The sequence below is a fragment of the Chitinophaga sp. YR627 genome (assembly GCF_900114995.1).
Taxonomy (GTDB): Bacteria; Bacteroidota; Bacteroidia; order Chitinophagales; family Chitinophagaceae; genus Chitinophaga.
Genome location: NZ_FOUX01000007.1, coordinates 408073 through 427540 on the forward strand (window position 1 = coordinate 408073; position 19468 = coordinate 427540).

The 19468-nt window shown below is 44.2% G+C and carries 16 protein-coding genes; 11 read left to right on the top strand and 5 right to left on the bottom strand.

Annotated features, from left to right (window positions below; translation table 11 throughout):
- Window positions 1-8: 8 nt before the first annotated feature.
- Window positions 9-599 (bottom strand): RNA polymerase sigma factor, encoded by a 591-nt coding sequence (locus tag BMZ72_RS33825; RefSeq protein ID WP_089815527.1) that lies wholly within the window; start codon window positions 597-599, stop codon window positions 9-11.
- Between the two features lie 581 nt (window positions 600-1180).
- Window positions 1181-1750, bottom strand: coding sequence for a peroxiredoxin (locus tag BMZ72_RS33830; protein ID WP_089815529.1), 570 nt, complete (start codon window positions 1748-1750; stop codon window positions 1181-1183).
- Window positions 1751-1918: 168 nt separating this feature from the next.
- On the opposite strand from BMZ72_RS33830, the gene BMZ72_RS33835 reads away from it, so the two are divergent.
- Together BMZ72_RS33835 and BMZ72_RS33840 are read left to right on the top strand one after the other, a co-directional pair.
- Entirely contained in the window at window positions 1919-2626 is a 708-nt protein-coding gene (locus BMZ72_RS33835) for a helix-turn-helix transcriptional regulator (RefSeq protein ID WP_089815531.1), read from the top strand.
- A 50-nt stretch (window positions 2627-2676) separates the two neighbouring features.
- A complete protein-coding gene (locus BMZ72_RS33840; protein ID WP_089815533.1) occupies window positions 2677-4938 on the top strand; it encodes an ATP-binding cassette domain-containing protein in 2262 nt (753 codons plus the stop codon).
- On the opposite strand, the gene BMZ72_RS33845 is transcribed toward BMZ72_RS33840, so the two are convergent.
- On the bottom strand, window positions 4939-5298 hold the full coding sequence (locus tag BMZ72_RS33845) for a winged helix-turn-helix transcriptional regulator (RefSeq protein ID WP_089815535.1): 360 nt from the start codon (window positions 5296-5298) through the stop codon (window positions 4939-4941). It lies immediately after the preceding gene.
- Between the two features lie 128 nt (window positions 5299-5426).
- Here BMZ72_RS33845 and BMZ72_RS33850 point away from each other — a divergent pair, with 128 nt between their 5' ends.
- The 3 genes from BMZ72_RS33850 (at window position 5427) to BMZ72_RS33860 (ending at window position 7948) form a co-directional block, all read left to right on the top strand.
- On the top strand, window positions 5427-6221 hold the full coding sequence (locus BMZ72_RS33850) for an SDR family oxidoreductase (protein WP_089815537.1): 795 nt from the start codon (window positions 5427-5429) through the stop codon (window positions 6219-6221).
- Window positions 6222-6360: 139 nt separating this feature from the next.
- Entirely contained in the window at window positions 6361-6972 is a 612-nt protein-coding gene (locus BMZ72_RS33855) for an HD domain-containing protein (RefSeq protein ID WP_089815539.1), read from the top strand.
- A 136-nt stretch (window positions 6973-7108) separates the two neighbouring features.
- On the top strand, window positions 7109-7948 hold the full coding sequence (locus BMZ72_RS33860; RefSeq protein WP_089815541.1) for an alpha/beta fold hydrolase: 840 nt from the start codon (window positions 7109-7111) through the stop codon (window positions 7946-7948).
- Between the two features lie 57 nt (window positions 7949-8005).
- On the opposite strand, the gene BMZ72_RS33865 is transcribed toward BMZ72_RS33860, so the two are convergent.
- Together BMZ72_RS33865 and BMZ72_RS33870 are read right to left on the bottom strand one after the other, a co-directional pair.
- On the bottom strand, window positions 8006-9466 hold the full coding sequence (locus BMZ72_RS33865) for an FAD-dependent monooxygenase (RefSeq protein ID WP_177223013.1): 1461 nt from the start codon (window positions 9464-9466) through the stop codon (window positions 8006-8008).
- A gap of 70 nt (window positions 9467-9536) precedes the next feature.
- Complete coding sequence (locus BMZ72_RS33870) at window positions 9537-10145, bottom strand: Crp/Fnr family transcriptional regulator (RefSeq protein WP_255373363.1); 609 nt, start codon at window positions 10143-10145, stop codon at window positions 9537-9539.
- A gap of 144 nt (window positions 10146-10289) precedes the next feature.
- Between BMZ72_RS33870 and BMZ72_RS33875 the strand changes: the two genes are divergently transcribed.
- The 6 genes from BMZ72_RS33875 to BMZ72_RS33900 all read left to right on the top strand — a co-directional run bounded on the left by BMZ72_RS33875 (window position 10290) and on the right by BMZ72_RS33900 (window position 19467).
- Window positions 10290-10907, top strand: coding sequence for an RNA polymerase sigma factor (locus tag BMZ72_RS33875; protein WP_089815545.1), 618 nt, complete (start codon window positions 10290-10292; stop codon window positions 10905-10907).
- 68 nt (window positions 10908-10975) lie between these two features.
- Window positions 10976-12169: a FecR family protein gene (locus BMZ72_RS33880; protein ID WP_089815547.1), complete on the top strand. Its 1194-nt coding sequence runs from the start codon at window positions 10976-10978 to the stop codon at window positions 12167-12169.
- A gap of 255 nt (window positions 12170-12424) precedes the next feature.
- The gene (locus tag BMZ72_RS33885) at window positions 12425-16009 is read left to right on the top strand and encodes a SusC/RagA family TonB-linked outer membrane protein (protein WP_089815673.1); all 3585 of its coding nucleotides are present in this window, start codon (window positions 12425-12427) and stop codon (window positions 16007-16009) included.
- Between the two features lie 11 nt (window positions 16010-16020).
- On the top strand, window positions 16021-17448 hold the full coding sequence (locus BMZ72_RS33890; protein WP_089815549.1) for a RagB/SusD family nutrient uptake outer membrane protein: 1428 nt from the start codon (window positions 16021-16023) through the stop codon (window positions 17446-17448).
- A 27-nt stretch (window positions 17449-17475) separates the two neighbouring features.
- The gene (locus BMZ72_RS33895; protein WP_089815551.1) at window positions 17476-18399 is read left to right on the top strand and encodes a zinc-binding metallopeptidase; all 924 of its coding nucleotides are present in this window, start codon (window positions 17476-17478) and stop codon (window positions 18397-18399) included.
- A gap of 138 nt (window positions 18400-18537) precedes the next feature.
- The gene (locus BMZ72_RS33900) at window positions 18538-19467 is read left to right on the top strand and encodes an ABC transporter ATP-binding protein (RefSeq protein ID WP_089815552.1); all 930 of its coding nucleotides are present in this window, start codon (window positions 18538-18540) and stop codon (window positions 19465-19467) included.
- Window position 19468: the final 1 nt, after the last annotated feature.

Below are 19468 nucleotides of genomic sequence, written 5' to 3' on the forward strand. Positions count from 1 at the left end.
AGGCATATTTAATAAAGGAAGTCCAACAAAAGCAGGACAAGCAGTGGGTAGCCGTTTTTTTGTAGTGAAGTGCGGATGCTCTTAAGTGCCATGACCATCAGATTTTTGACGGTACTAACCGCCAGGTCCATATGTTCGGCAATCTCGTTGATGCTCAGGGCCTGTTCCCGGCTTAGGCGATACACCTGGCGCTGTTTTTCGGGGAGTTGCTGTACGGCGGTATTCACCATGGCCAGTAGCTGCCTAAATTCCACGATCTCAGCCGTTTTTCCGGTATTTTCTTTTGGCAGCCCCGCAACGTCTATAACCCGATCGTAAATAGCTTGCCGGCGCACATGGTTTACTGCACCGTGAAAGCATATTTTTTTTATCCAAGCGGCCGGTTGGGCAATATCGCTCAACTGGTCGCGTGAGAGCCATACTTTCAGGAAGGTGTCCTGCACGAGGTCGTCGGCCACGGCTACGGAGCCGGTAATACGGGCGGCCATTGCCTGAAGGTGGGGAGCGAAAAGCTCTACCAGCTGCCTAAATGCGGCCTCATCGCCAGCTGCAATGCGGTGGCAAAGCTCAGGAGCATCAATAAATTGTCCGTCGTTCAACAAAGCAATATTAAAGTGTAATATGTTGCATTACTCGAGGGAGAAAACGAATGGCATGAAAAGATTTTGATTGAAACGGAAGCTAATTTCGCCAAATTATATGGGAAATGCAAGGTTAGGGAAAGAGAATGAGACGTATTTATGAGAGCCAATATGGATTAACAATCCCGGACCTACCTTTATACTAGATAATGGTCTGAATCATGGAAGAAGCCGTCTTTTTAGAGAATGTTTTTTACCGAGTCTTTTTTCTCTTTCTCAAAGGAGTGGCGGATTAAATAGTTGAAATTCGATGTTTCCCATATTCATTAGAGTGTCATAAACTATACGAGGAGGTCAAGCGTAAAATTACTTTTCTGTCTAAATGAATTAAGTCCTAAGAGCTTGATATTACACTAATAGGAGTGAGTGGTGTTGATTTCCGGTGCTGTATCCTTTTTGCAGGATAGCACAGCGGAAAGGTAGATGCTTAATGCAAATAACTAAGAAGCCCTCATCTGGGTGTATTTGTTTAGAAAAAAAGAATGTATAATAAAAAGCGCCGGACAAATATATGCCCGACGCCAATGGATCCGGGAGGATTATTTACCAGAGAGGTAACTCAATACTTTGCTGGAATGTTCATCTCCTTTCATAAAGTCACGGAAGCTATAAACAATCTTGCCATCCAGACCGATCACAAAAGTTTCGCGGCCGCTAACTTTCATATTGTTGCCGAAATCCTGCTCCTTTACGCCGAACTGGTTCAATACCTTATTTCCCGGATCGCTTAATAAGGTAAAGGGCAAATGATTTTTAGTTGCAAATGCTTTATGGCTCTCTACTGTACCATTGTTGATACCAATTACAACAGCATCAGCATCTTTATACTTCTCATAAGCATCTCTGAATGCACAGGCTTCAGCAGTACATACTGGGCTCTCGTCTTTTGGATAGAAGAAAATCACCAGCTTTTTCTTACCAACGACACTGGATAATTTGAAAGTTTTACCATCCTGGTCTTTCAGCGAGAAATTAGGCGCTTTATCCCCTTGGGTAAGGGTCTTTTGTTGCATCGCATCCTGAGCTTTGGCAACGGGTGCGTTGAACGTCAGACTGCATCCAATGGCCAGCAATGCGGCGATCGATATTTTTTTGATATTCAGTTTCATAGCTTTGAAAAATTAAATGTGTTTATTTTGTTTATCCAAAGCTCCGTGGAATTTATCTGGAGAATTTTCACTTTAGTTAAAATCCATGTTTTTTTGGAAAAAAGCGCCAGGTGGATTGGCAGAACGGATTTGCCTGATTTTTGTAAAGCAATACGTAAAGCTAGTAAGATGCCCCCAGCTGATATCAAACGACTCACAAGACTAACAGCCATCCTGATACGTTTGCAGACTAAAAAGATTGTCACAGCATCAGAACTGGCAACCAGGTTCGATGTGAGCACCAGAACCATTTACAGAGACATTAAAACACTGGAACAGGCCGGAGTGCCCGTCACCACCGAGGAAGGAGTGGGGTATGCGCTGATGGAAGGGTATCGGATACCGCCCGTCATGTTTACGGAAGCTGAGGCGAATGCCCTCATTACTGCAGAAGAGATCATCTCCGGGAATAGAGATGCCTCTTTTGTTACGGAGTTTAAGGGGGCCACAGCCAAGATCAAAGCACTGTTGCGCGAGACCATGAAAGAAAAGGTCAACCTGCTGCAGGACAGGACTATCGTTAAACAACATGCATTTAAAGAACATTCCAGCAGCTGTCTGTCGAAACTACAGATCTCAATGACCAACTCCCAGCTGGTAAGGATCTCCTATATAGATGAGCATGGCGTATCCACAGAAAGAATAATCGAGCCATTTGCATTTTATGGTACAGCTGATAACTGGTTGATCATCGCCTATTGCAGATTAAGGCAGGATTTCCGGGTTTTCCGGCTGGATAGGATATCTGTATTGATACCCTTACAAGAGAAGTTTACACCGCAAAAGATGACACTGAGCGAATTTTTTCAACAGCACTACAGTACCCCTGACATATAGCTGTCACTACCCCAGTCTAATTTTGTTGCTGGAACAAGAACGGACAGCGTATGGAATCAAACAAGATAAAAATATCAGGAGCCCGCCAGAATAACCTCAAAAATCTCTCACTGGAGATCCCCAAAGGACAGATCGTTGTTTTCACCGGCGTATCAGGATCAGGAAAGTCGTCATTGGTTTTCGAGACGATAGGCGCAGAGGCCCAGCGACAGATAAATGAAACCCAGAACAGCTTCACCAGAAACCGGCTGAGCCATTTTGGAGTCCCCGATGTAGATAAGATCGAACACCTGAATGTACCTGTTATTATCAGCCAGAAAAGAATAGGTGGTAATGCAAGATCTACAGTAGGGACCGCAACAGATATCTATGCATCTCTGCGACTGTTGTTTTCCAGGATGGGAGCGCCCTTTGTAGGTTATTCAAATATCTTCTCCTTTAACCATCCCCAGGGTATGTGCCCGGTCTGCGAGGGATTGGGGTTTGTAAGTACGATTAACACAGATGCGCTCCTTGACAGAGATAGGTCATTGAATGAGGGCGCCATATTATTCCCCACATTTCAACCGGGAGGATATAGATGGATCCGTTATGCACATTCCGGTTATTTTGACCGGGATAAGAAAGTAAAAGACTATAGCAGGAAAGAACTGGAATTACTGCTCAATGCGGAGGAACATAAACCGCCTCATCCGGATAAGTCGTGGGGCAAAACAATGCAGTATATCGGTTTACTACCAAGGATAAAAAACGATTTTCTGAAAAAGGAATCTAAAGAACATCACCTGCGAAAAGATGAACTACAGAAAATTATAAACACGACTACCTGTCCCGGCTGCAATGGAAAAAGGCTTAATGAAAGAGTACTTTCCTGTAAGATCAAAGGAATGGATATTGCGGATTGTTCGGCATTACCCATTGATGAACTGCTTACATTTATTGATTCACTCTCTTCAACACCATTTAACGCAATACTCAGGGAACTGCATAAAAAGCTTGAAAATGTTATCACCATAGGGTTGCAGTACCTTACGCTGGACAGGACCACGGATACGCTCTCCGGTGGAGAATCGCAACGTATCAAAATGGTCAGACACCTGGGAAACAGTATCGAAGACCTGCTGTACATTTTTGATGAACCAAGTATAGGTCTGCATGCCAAAGACCTGGACAACATCTCAAAGATCATCCGTAAAATCAAAGAAAAAGGGAATTCTGTATTGATTGTAGAACATGACCCTGATATCATCAAAATAGCTGATCATGTGATAGATATAGGACCGTTGTCGGGCGTCCACGGTGGAGCAATTATTTATCAGGGAACATTTAAAGGATTACTTACATCAAAGGGAAAGACCGGTACGTATTTTTCGCAAGAACGAACATACAAAAAGCATCCACGTCTTAGCCATACATCTGTGAAAATAGAAAATGCGAATCTGTTCAACCTTAAAAATATTACAGTAGAAATTCCCAGGGGTGTATTGACGGTGGTTACGGGGGTGGCAGGTTCTGGCAAGAGTACGCTGATCGGCAAGGTTTTACCGCTCCAACTGCCATCCGTAAAAATAATCAACCAGTCACCAATTGCAGGAAGCCAAAGAAGTACATTGATGACCTACCTGGGAATGTCTGACAGGCTAAGAAGGCTATTTGCATCAGCTAACAGCGTCAGCGACCGCCTTTTCAGCACCAACAGCCTCGGCGCATGTCCCAATTGTAAGGGTTTAGGTGTTGAGAAGATCGACCTGGCCTTTATGGATGATATCGAACAGCCGTGCGACGTCTGTCATGGGACGGGATTTGATCCGGAAGTATTACAGTATAAGTTCCGGCAACGGAATATCGCAGCAGTGATGGACCTGACAGTAGAAGAGGCCCTGGTCTTTTTTGAACAATATGATTTTGTAACACACTTTAATCTGTTGATGGAACTTGGCCTCGGTTACCTGAAACTGGGACAACGTCTTAGTACCTTTTCAGGTGGTGAAAGGCAACGTTTGAAATTAAGTGCAGAATTGACAGAAGATAATAATGTACTGGTACTGGATGAACCAAGTACCGGCCTTCATCCGGCAGACACGCAACAACTGTTGCAGGTGCTGGACAGACTGGTAGACCAAGGGAATACCGTCATTGTCATCGAGCATAACCTGGATATTATCGCACAGGCTGACTGGATACTGGATATAGGTCCCGGCGCGGGAAAATATGGCGGAAACCTGGTCTTCCAGGGAAATGTCGGAAATCTCCTGAAGAATAAGATTTCAGAAACAGCGAAGTATTTAAAACAGCACTTAGCTGATAAATGATCAGTCAACCACCGGCTCCCAGATGCATCTTTTATCAGGCTCTTCCAGCTGATTACCCCAATCAAACATCGCCTTTAAGACAGGAATGAGTGTTTTCCCCAAACTACTTAGCTCATATTCAACGCGGGGTGGTTTTTCCATAAAACTGTGACGAATAATCAGCTTGTCCTCTTCCAGCTCCTTTAACTGCTGACTTAAAATTTTTCTGGATATGTCAGGTATTTTGGACGCCAGCTGGCCAAAACGAATTTTACCACTCGTGAGGAGCCTGATCAGTATGATCGGCTTCCACTTATTTCCGATGTAACCTACTGTGCGTACGACCGCACAATTCTCTGGATTTTGAAGCGCTTTTCTCATTAGTTACTAATATGTTACCACTTTTTGCCTTTTAGTTGCCAGCTTGTAACCACTATTTCGGTACGAAAAGAAGCATCGTACCATTTGCTTTAGTTTCTTTACGAAACAAAAGTAAATTTATTTACAACATGAACAATCAACAAGACCAACAGGGAGAACTCAAAGGAAAAATAGCCCTCGTAACAGGCGGTACCAAAGGCATTGGAAAAGCAGTTACTGCCAGACTACTGGCGGCAGGTGCAAAAGTGATCGTTACTGCCCGTAATCAGCCGGATGAACCTCATACTGACTACCATTTCATACCAGCTGATCTTTCTCAGCCAGCAGAAGTGATTAAAGTAGCTACAGAAATTCAATCGTTGTTTGGCGGAGTGGATATCCTCATCAACAACATGGGCGCTAATACTTTTCCAGGTGGAGGATTCAGCACTTTAACAGATGAGCACTGGGATCAGGCAATGCAGATCAATCTATTGTCGTCGGTCCGCCTGGACCGGGTTTTATTGCCAAAAATGATGGAGCAGGGAAGTGGTGTTATTATTCATATATCATCTACCACCGGCCAGTTCCCTATTTGGGAGTCTACCATGGCCTACACTACCGCCAAAGCAGCCTTAAATGCCTACAGTAAGGCACTTTCGCAGGAGGTTGCTGCTAAAGGAGTCAGGGTCATCACCGTATCGCCAGGTTTGAATAATACAGAGGCAATGTCGGCTTTCCTGAAGGATCTGGCGCAGAATGCCGGTCTTACAGTCGAAGCGATCACACAAAAGCTATTCGAAAGAGTTGGTGGTGTTCCTCTTGGCAGAATGGCAGATCCGGCAGAAACAGCAGAACTGATCTATTTCCTGGTTACACCCAGGGCTTCTTATATTACAGGTGCGAATTATGCTATAGATGGCGGCAATTTCCCGGTAATATAGAAAATACGCTATAGCGATTGTACTTTAAAATAGCTTTCACAGACGTGTGAAGCTATTTTGTTTTTACATCGGTTACATGCCATTATTGTGTTCGACAACTTACCTTTGCGTTTTATATTACCATATAACGCGCAAACTGATGAACACAAACAAATTGTTACAACAGGTAGCTTTTATCAAGGAAATCGATAAGTTAAAATACATCCTGCGGAGAACTAAACTATTTAATAGCGACAGGCACGAGAATGATGCAGAACATAGCTGGCATTTAGCCATGATGACACTCGTGCTGGCAGAGCATGCCGACAAACCAATTGATGTATTGCGGGTGTTAAAGATGGTCCTGATCCATGACCTGGTAGAGATTGATGCAGGCGACACTTTTATCTATGATACGGCGAAGAATCATACGAATACAGATGAAGAACGCCTTGCTGCACAGCGTATCTTTGGTATGTTGCCGGAAGCACAGGCACAGGAATTCATAGCCATATGGGAAGAGTTTGAAGAAGGAGTTACCGATGATGCAAAGTTTGCAAAAACAATGGACAGGTTTGAGCCATTATTGCAGAATACTTCAAATAATGGCGGCACCTGGGTAGAATTTAATGTTGACTATCAAAAGGTATACGATAAGAAAAAAGCGATCCAAAACGGCTCTGCTGCTATCTGGGCATACGCAGAACAATTACTGCATGAAAGTGTAGCAAAAGGAATTCTAAAGAAAGAAAACCCACAGGAAGAAAAGTAACCCTCAAAACGTTTATACACTACGTTGAATTATAGGAATGTCACCTCGTATGTCGCGCAACTTTTACGAAAATTAACCTAAGTGAAAAATCGGCAGACAGAATCGGCCGAGGTTTGTGGAAATTAATCACACAGACATGAAAACACATTTAGGAATGCGTATCGCAAGACCATTTGTCTATTTAGGCTTACTGGCAATAGTTGCTCTTTTCACTTTTAGCAGTTGCTCTAAAGATGACAACGATGATCAACATCCCTCAAAAACCTTTGTACTGGTACACGGTGCCTTTCAGGCCCCCTATGCATGGCAGTTTGTAAAAACAAAACTGGAAGCTGCAGGAAACAACGTTGTTGTAGTGGAGCTGCCAGGCCATGGACAAGACCAGACTAACCCTAAGAAAATTACCATCAACACGTATCGTGATAAAGTTATAACCGCAATCAACGCCGCAAACGGTCCGGTTGTATTAGTAGGTCATAGTCTTGGAGGTGCCATCATTACCGCTGTTACCGACTCAATTCCTAACAAGGTGGAAAGACTCGTATACCTGGCAGGTTTTGTTCCTGCGAATAACCAATCCATTCTTGAGTTGACGACCATGGATCCTAATTCTTTATTTGGTCCGTCACTGGAGTTTTCTGCGGATGGCTCGCTGGCTATTATCTCGAACGATAAGATCGTTCCTGTCTTTGCACAGGATGCCAATGATGCCGTAAAAAAGCTGCTTATGGATAATAACAGGCCAGAGCCTATCGCTCCACAGGCGGATAAAGTATTCTTAAAGAACCCGGCTTTCGCGGGCGTTCCCAAATATTATATTCAAACCATCCAGGACCATGCAATCACGATCGATCTGCAGAAAAAGATGATCGCTGCTGCTGGTATTAAAAATGTTTACTCCATTGAATCAGGACACTGCCCGATGCTCACACAGGCAGATAAGGTAAGCGAGCTGCTTTTGCAGATTGCGAAGTAAGATGTAGGACACATCCGGCAAGCGAGGGCTTGCCGGTTTTTAGTTTTATCAGACAGACTATCGATTTAAAGCGTTTAAATAGTCCAGTGCTTCTCTGGCTTCGGCAGCAATTAAAGCAATATATCCATCAGGCCTGATCAACACAACTCCTGTATTTATACCGTAAGCTTTGCTGATACGTTCGTCTGAACTGCTGATTACCTTCAGCTGCTGACCACTTAATCTCTCCCCACTAAAAAGCAGCAGCTTCCATTCAGTTCCGCGCAACTGATCTGACAACCAGCTTCCATTTTCCAGCTGCACATCAGGCGCCCGGTCTCCGGCTTCCAGACCAGTTGCAGTGGGTTGACCTGTTCTGCATAAAGAACTACCACGGTAATGAAGATTTAGCTGAGTAGTATCGCTGGTACGAAGGGATTCAAAACCACTCTTACCACTCGTAGCACCAGCTAACAATACCTTCTGTCTTTGAGAGGTGGTTTCCAGCAGCCAGTCCGCTATAGGAATACGTTCTTCGCCATAGGTATCCAGCAGGTTGTCGTTAGCCTGACCATTGATCACAGCCGCCAGTTTCCACCCCAGATTATATGCATCCTGTATACCTGTATTCATGCCCATTCCACCTGCAATGGAATGTACATGCCCCGCATCACCTGCAATAAAAGCATTGCCCGCACGATAGCGTTCCGCCCGGCGTATATTTACGCGGTAAACGGATTGCCAGGTACTATTTATGAGTGTGACACCCTCCATTTGCGTCCGCTCCTTAAAAAGCCGGTTAAAGTCTTCCAGGGTAGGTAAGGGTACGTTGCCATCCTGATCGGGCGGCATAACGGCCTGTAATTGCCATATATGACTATTTTTGAATGGGAACAGTGCGAATGCTATACCGAAAACAGGACTTAACCAATTGTACCAGGCATCCCGCGCCAGTCCCTCCACTTCAACATCGCCTACCCAGAGCTGTTCTTCCTGGTGCGTTTCGCCAATAAAATCAATCCCCAGTTTTTTACGGGTCGTACTTTTACCGCCGTCACAGGCTACCATATAATTACAATGTAACGCTTCGCGCTGGTCCGCATGTTCCAGGTAACAGTCGATCCCCTCATTTGTCTGGTTGAACGCTGCTAATGTTGTTGCCCATTCTACTGTACCTCCCAGGTCCTGCAACTTTACCCGTAATGCCTTTTCCACTTCAGGCTGCGGCAGCAGTAAAGTTTTAGGGTAACGGGTATCATTGCGGGGAAAGCCGGTGCGGGGTGTTTCGCCTGTCATTTTATTGCCCTGAAATTTGCGATAGGGGAGGTCAGTAGTCCCTATACGCATGAGATCTTCGGTAATACCGAAATCGTTTAGTATCTCCAGACTACGTGGCTGTAATGCTTTGGCGCGTGAACCCTGAGGGGCAACTGCTGCACGTTCAATAATACGGAAGGAGACATGGCGTCTGGCGAGTTCACAGGCTAAGGTCAAACCTACCGGACCAGCGCCTATTATTAATACTTTAGTGTGATGCACGTGATGGATGTTTTGTTGAGGCAAAATTACCCGCAACAAATCCCGTCAGACGATAACAATTGTTAATTAATCACTTCCGGTTGCGGATGCGGCTGAGAGATACGGAAGTGATACCAAGAAAAGAAGCGATGTAATGTTGGGGTATCCGCCGGATGATCTCAGGATGATTGGCAAGTAGTTCCCGGTACCTTTTTTCAGGACTGTCTTTGATATGTGCAACAAACAGTTGCTGAAAATGCATCAGACCCTGTTCAATATATTGCAGGTAAGACGCTTTGGCTAATGGATTGTTCTCCTGTGCATTTCTGAAGCGTTCTATCGGTACGCTGTAAGCGACCGTCGGTTCCAGCGTTTCAATACTATACCAGCTCGGCGCACCGGAAGTCATAGTTTCCAGTGATGAGGCAAAGCTACCTTCAAAAAGAAACTGAAATGTAACATCTGTACCATCATTATTAAACCAGCACCTGCAGCAGCCCTTGTCAATATAATATAGTTTCCGGGCGGATGCGCCTTCTCTTACCAGCAAAGTTTTGGCAGGCAGCTCCTCTTTAGTATAGGCACTTTTGATACGGTCGATAAATGCGGCGGCTTCAGGCATGTAACAAATATAAGCCGGATTGAATGGCTGGTCATGTAAACTTGCAGATAAAGAGCCCTGCTCAGTCCGTTTTTGCATGATAACTAATTGTTTTAAAGCCACTGCATGGAATTTTTATAGGGATGATCGCCAATTTTATATTATATACTGTTTAATTATATTTTAAATATTTGCGAGATACTCTTGAGCGTTAAATTTTTTTAACATAGTTTGTGACTTCAATTGGATTTAACCGAATTGTCAGCCAGAACAGCATATGAAGAAATTGAGCTGATTTCCGCCTTTCAGCGAGGAGACAGAAAAGCTTTGCACCAGGTATATACGCTCTATCAACAGTCACTTTGTTTTTTTACAGAGCAGCTGATAGGGGATACTATGGCAGCTGAGGATATTGTTTCAGAATGTTTTATCAACGCCTTTCAGCGAAAAGAGGATTTCCCTTCATTAGGACAACTAAAGTCTTTCCTGTTCACCGCAGCTAAAAATGCGGCACTTAATTATATAAAGGCACAAAAACGCCACGATAATATTCATGACTCCATAGAAAGGGGAGCTGAACGCTTTTCAATAGATGTAGAGAATGCATATATAAAGACAGAAGTTCTACAGATCATATCAGGAGAAATAGAAAAATTACCACCACAATGCCGGCAGGTAGTGCGCCTGGCCATTATAGAAGGGAAAAGCGCTCCCGAAATCGCCGATGAATTAAATATGGCTTATCAGACAGTGCTGAATCAAAAAGCCAAAGGGGTGGCATTACTGCGTACCGCCATTCTTAAAAATAAGTTACTTTCCTTGCCCATGCTCGTTTTAGCATTGAATATGCTACACCGGTAAAAAAAACTTTAAAAAAATTTAAAGTTGACCGGTATATAAAGTGGAGTTAGTTGTTTTAGTAGTATAGCATGACAGAAAAGAATCATTATATAGCCGCATTAATCGCTAAATATCTTGATAACAGCCTGAATGAAGCTGAGGAGATGGAGCTGACAGCATGGATCAATGCTGAAGACCACCACCGTGATCTGTTTGAACAGATGACTGATCCTGAGCAACTCACCACGCATCTGCAGCAGTTCTATACCTATGATTCGAACAAAATAAGCCGGAAGATTAGTCAGCATATACCTGAATTTAATGCCGAGCCTGCACGCATCCGCCCTGTTTACCTGAGAAAATGGGGTTGGGCAGCAGCGATCGCCATGCTTTTAGTTGGTGGTTCTTATTACTGGGCATCACGTCTCCACAACAGACCGGCTGTAATAGCGTCAGTTCCGGTCAATATCGAGCCTGGTAAACAAGGAGCCATTCTAACACTGTCAGACGGCCGGGAAGTAGTCCTGGATAGCCTGCACAGTGGTATAGTAGCTAATCAGAGCGGCGCATCCATCGTACTCTCCGAAGGCCAGTTGGTGTACGATCCGACCACAAACGGAAATATGGATGTTCAGTATAATATAATGACTACACCCGCAGGCAGACAATTCCAGGTAACACTGCCCGACGGGACCAATGTATGGCTGAATGCGGCCAGTTCTATCAGATTTCCCACCAGTTTCACCGGTAATGAAAGAAGGGTAGAAGTAACCGGAGAGGTATATTTTGATGTCATAAAGAATGCAAATAAACCTTTTATTGTAGCAGTTAAAGACAAGCTCGATATAGAAGTCTTAGGTACTTCTTTTAATGTGAATGCATACGAGAACGAGCGCGCTATCCGTGCCACACTTATTGCTGGTAGCATAAGGGTAGGCGTGCCATCAACCGATCATAAAAAGGCTGTAACACTACAGCAAGGCCAACAGGCGGGGATAATAAATAATAAGATCACCATAACAGATAATCAGGATCCGGAGAAAATATTAGCCTGGAAAAATGGATTGTTCAACTTTGACGGCGCTAACCTTGAAGAAGTCATGCGGGAGTTAGAACGATGGTATGACATAGAAGTGGTATATGAGAATGGTATTCCGAATGCAGATAAGTTTATCGGGGAAATGACCAGGCAGATTGCCTTAACGGATCTATTGGATATTTTAAAGAGATTTCAGGTCGACTTTAGGGTGGAGGGACGCAAGCTCATCGTGTTAAACAAATAAACAACCAAAGCTATGCCTAAAGCGTAATTAATTACTGGGGGGACTCCGGTCAGGAGATGTATTGTCAAAAACTAACCAATAAAAAACGTCACGGATTGCGGCCGTGACGTTTAAAATGACCTGGTTAGTCCATTAATGTCTTTTTCGATTCACATTTATTAACAACCAAATCTGATGCAATTTATGCAAAAAAAACGCTATTGGCCACCCGATCGCCGGGTTACAAGCGCCAGCCTAACCAAAATCTTTCTGGCTATGAAACTGACCGCTGTATTATTAATTACCGTCATCTTGCAGGCCGCTGCTACAGGTCATGCACAAACTATCTCTATATCGGGTAAAACTATACCTTACAAGCAAGTTTTTTCTGCCATCAAGCAGCAAACCGGATATGTTGTATTCAGCAATACAAATACCATCAGCGAAACCGCAACAGTATCGGTTTCAGCAAAGGATATGCCGTTAACGGAATTCCTGGATGAAATGCTGAAAGATCTCCCTGTTACTTATCTTATCAAAAACAAGACGATCGTATTATCGCGGAAAGCCGCAGAGGCACTGCCTCCGACTACCATCACAGGTACAATACGTGCTACCACAGGTGAATTACTGCCAGGCGTGTCGGTAAGAATTAAAAATACTGTGAATGGTACCATTACCAACAACACCGGTACTTTTTACTTCAACCACCCAACTGAAAACGCGGTGATCGTGATTTCCATGCTGGGATTTGAAACACTTGAAATTGCCGTACAGAAATCGGCGAACGGATATTCCGCCTATACACTCAATAAGGCCCAGGCCGGTTCCCTGTTTGTAACAGAAGGTAATAACCTGGTGTTGAATATTACCCTGAACAGAAAGGATTTTGAAATGAATAACGTGGTGATTACGGGTTATATGAACGTCAACAAAGGTAACTATGTTGGTGCTGTATATTCCGTAAGAGCCGATGATATAAAAGTGGCGGGTGAAACCTCCATCGACCAGATGTTACAGGGTGTCGTTCCTGGTATGTCTGTAATTACACAGACCGGTCAGGTGGGTGGTAGTCCTAAGATCCGTATCCGTGGTACTTCCACTATTCTGGGTAACCAGGAGCCCTTGTGGGTTGTGGATGGTATCATTCAACGTGATCCACTGCCTATCCCTAATGGAAGCGGGTCTCTGGCTGGCGATGCAACAGAACTGAGATTAATCGCCTCCAACGCTATCGCCTGGTTGAATCCGAACGATATCGAAACAATTACTGTATTAAAGGACGCGTCTGCTACTGCTATCTACGGTTCACAGGCTGCAAATGGTGTGATCGTCCTCACTACCAAAAAAGCACGCCCTGGTCAATTGTCCGTTTCTTATTCCAATACACTGTCTGTTGGCCAGCGTCCTAATTATAGCATGTACGACCTGATGAACTCTCAGGAGCTGATGCAGTTCTCTAAAGAGGTATACGCCAATCGTGACAGCTATACCAGTACCGTTCTGCCTATTGGTTATGGTGAGCTGATCCAGCAATTACAGAATAAGGAGATCGACTACGCTACTTATCAGGCGAAGTTCAGGAAAATGGAAAACCAGAATACAGACTGGTTTAAACTGCTTTTCCGTAATTCATTTAACCAGAACCATAGTGTGAGCATTACGGGTGGTACAGAAAAGATCATGAACAGAACTTCCTTCAACGTGCAGCAGCAAAAAGGTGAGGCTAAAGGAAATGATTTAAGTACTTTCTCTGCGTCCTCCAATACGACGTTGAAGTTTGGTAAGAGGTTTACTGTAAACTTCCTGTTGAATGGTACTGTTCGTACAACAGATGGTTTTGCATATGATGTGAATCCGTTTGACTATGCGTATAAAACGTCCAGAACCATTCCGATGTACAATGATGATGGTACGTTTTTCTACCATGAAAAACTGAGTACCAAAGGTGGTAGTAGCGTTTATCCAAGCAAACTATCTTATCTGTATAATATTCAGAATGAATTAGACAATACAAGTAATAAAAACAACACGACCACACTGGGATCAACGATAGACGTACGTTACCAGGTGGCAAAAGGCCTGGAATACCAGGGGCTCCTGTCTTATACTTCCGCTAGTTCAAGCATAAAGTCCTATGCTACCGAACTCTCTAATTTTATAACACAATACAGAGGGTATGAATTCGGTACAGTGCCTTCCAATAGTCCTGAGGAACTGGCGAGCCGTCTGCCTTTTGGTGGATTGGCACAGCTGGAGAGCGCTTCTAACAGAGGATATACGGTTAGAAATGCCCTTGTTTACAACCACTTATTCGGGGAACTGCATAATGTGACCTTTCAGGGTGGTTTAGAGGCAAGATCTACTATCACAGAAGGAAACACCAATACCCGATACGGATATTTACATTACCGTGGTGAGAGCTTTGCACCAGTGCCTTTAAATCCGGTATTCATTGGTAATAAAAGCCCAGGAGACCTGCATGAAGAAATGCGGTTGAATTCAAGAATTGTGAACCAGGAAAGCAACTTCCTGAGTGAATATTTCTCTGCGGTATATGCATATGCTTCCCGTTACATCTTCAACTTTAATGCACGTCTCGATGCTTCCAACCGTTTCGGTCAGGATAAAAACAAGCGTTTTCAACCTACCTGGTCACTGGGTGGAAGATGGCGTGCTGCTAACGAGAAATTCCTTCGCAATAATACATGGCTGAATGCGCTGGACCTGTCAGCTACCTATGGTTACCAGGGTAATGCGGTAGAGGCCGTATCTCCGTACCTGATCGCTACTGATGGTGGACTGAACAACCAGTTCAGACAGTATACGCTCAACATCAAATCCCTGCCTTATCCTGATTTAGGTTGGGAAAAAACCAAAACCTGGAATCTGGGAATAGATGTTTCTTTATTTAATGGCAGATTTAATGCGACTGCCAACTACTACAGGAAAACAAGTAATGTACTTGCACCTCGTCAGGTACCCGTTGAAAATGGTATGAGTGCAGCAACTGTCTTTGGTTCCCAGTTGGAAAATCAGGGATATGACCTGCTTGTAAGTTTTACGCCGGTCAGAACGAAAGACTTTACCTGGCAGGTATCTGCAAATACCGGTCTGGCAAGAAACAAGGTGAAGGATAATGAAAGAGTAAATCTGCTTAGCGACTATCTGAGTGGCCAGGCGATTGTAAACGGTGAAGCGTATTCTACTTTCTATTCTTATTCATATGCAGGGTTGAATCACAATACAGGCATCCCGATGTTCAATAAACTGGATATTAAACCGACTGCCAATGATCTTGATTATCTCGTGAAGACAGGGAAGCTGGAACCTGATTTTTCAGGTGGTGCCAATACGATGCTGAGATATAAGAACATCACTTTCTATGCACAGTTTGCGGTGGCATTTGGCGCCAGCAAGCGTATACCTGCCTATTACAACGCCAGTGGCGCTCCAACGCCTGAACAGAATGTGCCGCGTATCCTGAAAGAACGCTGGCAGCATCCGGGTGATGAATTAAATACCAATGTGCCGGTTATCCCTCCGGGAAACCCACGCTACTATGAGCTGAGACTCCCGCAGTTAAATGCGTCAACGACTCTGACACCATACACATTATATAATTCATCCGATTATATGGTGGGCAATGCTGACTTTATCCGTTGTCGTCAGATGTCGCTGAACTACGAATTTGCACAGTCGCTCCTGCAAAAAGTACATATTAAGCGTCTGAGCACATCACTCAGCTTAACGAATCCGTTCCTGATCACTTTTGATAAGAAATGGAGAGGATATGATCCGGAAACGTCTGGCTGGCCTGCGCGCAGGATGGCGTCCCTTTCATTTAACATGACACTCTAACATTAAAGCGAATGAAACGTAAGTTATTCTTAATAGCCGGCCTTGCCGGTCTGCTTACCTTAAGCGGTTGTACGAAATTTTTGGAGGAGAAATCGCAGAGTGACGTGATTCCTAAGACGGCGACTGACTTCAGGGAATTATTGATAGGTTCCGGATACATGACTAACTCTGAGCCGATGAATTACCTGTATTTCATGGATGATGATGTTGATTTCTTCCTGGAATATGACAATGATCCGTCTAATGTTGTAGGTAGCTACGATGCACAACAATATTACATGTGGTATACCTGGCAGCCTAAATTAGCTGACATCAACGGATTAGGCATATTGATCGCTGAAGATCCCGCCTCCACTACCTATGCACAGTATTACACAAAAATTCTGGGTTGTAATGCCGTGCTGGATAATATCGACAAATCAATCGGTACGCAACAGGAAAAAGACCGTGTAAAAGCGGAGGCATTAGCGGTACGTGCCATGTATTATTTCCGTCTTGCTAATTTATATGGGGAGCCTTATAACCATAATCCGAAGTCGCTTTGTGTGCCATTAAAGCTCTCTTCCTCAATTGTTGCGGAACCAATGGTCCAGGCTACCGTCGGAGATGTATATGACCTGGTAGTACATGACTTACAGGAAGCAGCCTCTCTGATGGACCCATTGCAGATCATACGTAAAGATTTTCATATCAACCAGCCAGCTATTCATATTCTGCTGTCAAGGGTATTCCTCTATATGGAAAGATGGAAAGAAAGTGTGGCAGAAGCTAACAAGGTATTTGAACAGGGTGGTAAGCTGATAGACATGACTACCCTGGATACGAAATCGGGTAACTGGCTCAATTACAATAACGCGGAAGTAGAGTGGGTGTTTGGTGGTAATACACAGGCCGATCAGAGCACTTACACACCGTCAGCAATGTTCCTTTCAACATATGATGCAACGAACGATGCAAGGTACAGAGTGGGATTTTCTGTGTTAAATACAGGCGTACCACTGGTGTCAAAACTGCCTACAGGGTCCGATCTGGCGCAGACTTTACGTTCCTCAGAAGCGTTGCTGAACAGGGCCGAAGCAAGCGTGCAACTAGACGACCTGGGTGGTGCATTGAAAGACCTGAATGACCTGCGCCGTAAGCGTATTGCCGGATACGCGAATGAAGTAATTGGCGATAAGGCTACTTTGTTGCAGGCGATAAGAGACGAGCGTCGTAAAGAGTTCGCTTACGAAGGTTTCCGTTGGTTTGATCTGCGTCGTTATGGTATGCCTGAAATCTCACATCGTTATCAGCATGACCTGGGAGAGAGCGTATTACAATACAAACTCACAAAAAATGACGCTATGTATGTATTGCCTTTCCCTACAAGTGTGCTGCTGAAGAATCCAGGTCTTATACAGAGCGCATCTGGTCAGATGCCTGACAGAATCGGACAATAATAACACTAACAAGCAATTCATTCATCTATGAAGCATATATTTATTATCACCTGTCTTTGCAGTACCGTGCTGTTCTCCTGTAAAAAAGACACAGCTATTGGGCCGGATATAGATGTACCGGCAGACTACGTACTGCCACAGGGCGATGCTCCGGCGGAAGCCAATAATAAAATTCAATCCCTTTACAATACATACGGCTCTTACTTCCTGTATAATTTTACACAGCGGGATTTTTTATGGGTACCATCCACCGGCGGAGGAAATTCGAAGATTGATACAGCAGTGCTGGCAAACCCTGCCTACACAATGGATATGCTGAATTTCCTGGATGATATCTGGCTGAAGTTTTTACCTGAAGACTTCAAAAAATCTCAGGGTATTCCCTATCGTGTATTTATGGCAGATACTATTAAACAGTACCGTGTAGGGTATCCTCCGGGAAGAGAATATCTGTATTTTGACTACAAGGTAATAGGAAAATCCATCGCCTTTGCCGGTATGAACGCATCGCTCCGTACGATGTCATCAGCTGATAAAGTGGCAAAAAGGAATATATTGATACAGGTTATCTGGAACTACTATATCCAGAACAACATCATGGATTTTCCAGCTGCTTTCTATGATATCAGTGATTATGTGACTTACCCGGCATCTCCGATCAATGCGTCTAACCCGGCGAATGTTGATGCATTCAGACAAAGAGGATTTATGCCAACATCTTATGCGGCAAACGGAAATCCATCTGAGTGGTACTATGGTACCTATTCATGGCCACAGGCAAAAAGTAATGATCAGACAACATACCTTCTTGCTATCCTGACACGTACTGACGCGCAGATGGCATCATATCTTTCATATCCTATGATCAAACAGAAGTTCGACTTATTAGTGAACTACTATAAGTCCAAATTCAATATTGACGTACGCGCCATCGCGAACGCCACTTATTGATCCCTAACCCTTCCAATTGTCCGGGGCTTCAGTCCCCGGGCAACTGGAAGCTGGTTACTCCCAGATCTTTATTGTTGCTGGTAATTGTGTAAGCCGCGCTTACGCCTGCTATTTTATTTATTAAACAATCCGTAATGAATGGAACATACTATCGTAAAAGTTGAAAACTTATCTCACCGTTACGCATCACAGTGGGCGGTAAGAGATATAAATTTTGAGATCAGCAGCCAGGGAGTTGTGGGACTACTAGGTTCTAACGGAGCTGGTAAATCTACCACAATGAATATTATCTGTGGGGTGCTGAAGCAGTCTAAAGGGGAAGTCTTTATCAATGGCGTCAACCTGAAAGAAGACCCTGTGGCTGCTAAACGCAATATTGGCTTTATGCCGCAGAAACTGCCCTTGTATCTCGACTTTACGGTAGAGGAATACCTGACCTATTGTGCGGAACTGAGGATGGTAGAGAAAACGCAGATAAAGAAAGCCGTGGCCGATGCGCTGGAAAGGTGTGGTGTGGCGCATTTCAGAGAGCGTCTGTTACGTAACCTCTCCGGCGGTTATCAGCAGCGTGTAGGTATCGCACAGGCGATCGTACACAATCCGAAGTTTGTGGTACTGGACGAACCGACCAATGGTCTCGATCCGAACCAGATCGTGGAAGTACGTAACCTGATCAAACAGATCGCACTGGACCGTGCCGTACTGCTTTCTACGCACATTCTCACAGAGGTACAGGCTACCTGCAGAGAGATCAAAATGATCGAAGAAGGACAGATGGTATTCTCCGGTTCACTGGAAATGTTTGATAACTATATAGAGCCGAATACCCTTGTAGTAACGCTGGATACGCCTCCTGTAAGTGATGCCCTGATGAGTGTGGAAGGTATCAGATCAGTGGAGCAGATAGCTCCTTTCCGATACCGTCTGGGGTATGATGGTGAAAAGAAGACACCACAACGCTTTGCTGCTGCCAGTGTGAGCCAGGATTGGGGACTGATGGAACTGATCATCGAGAAGAGTTCACTGGATGAAGTATTTGCCAGACTGTCGAAGAAAAAAAATAAATAAA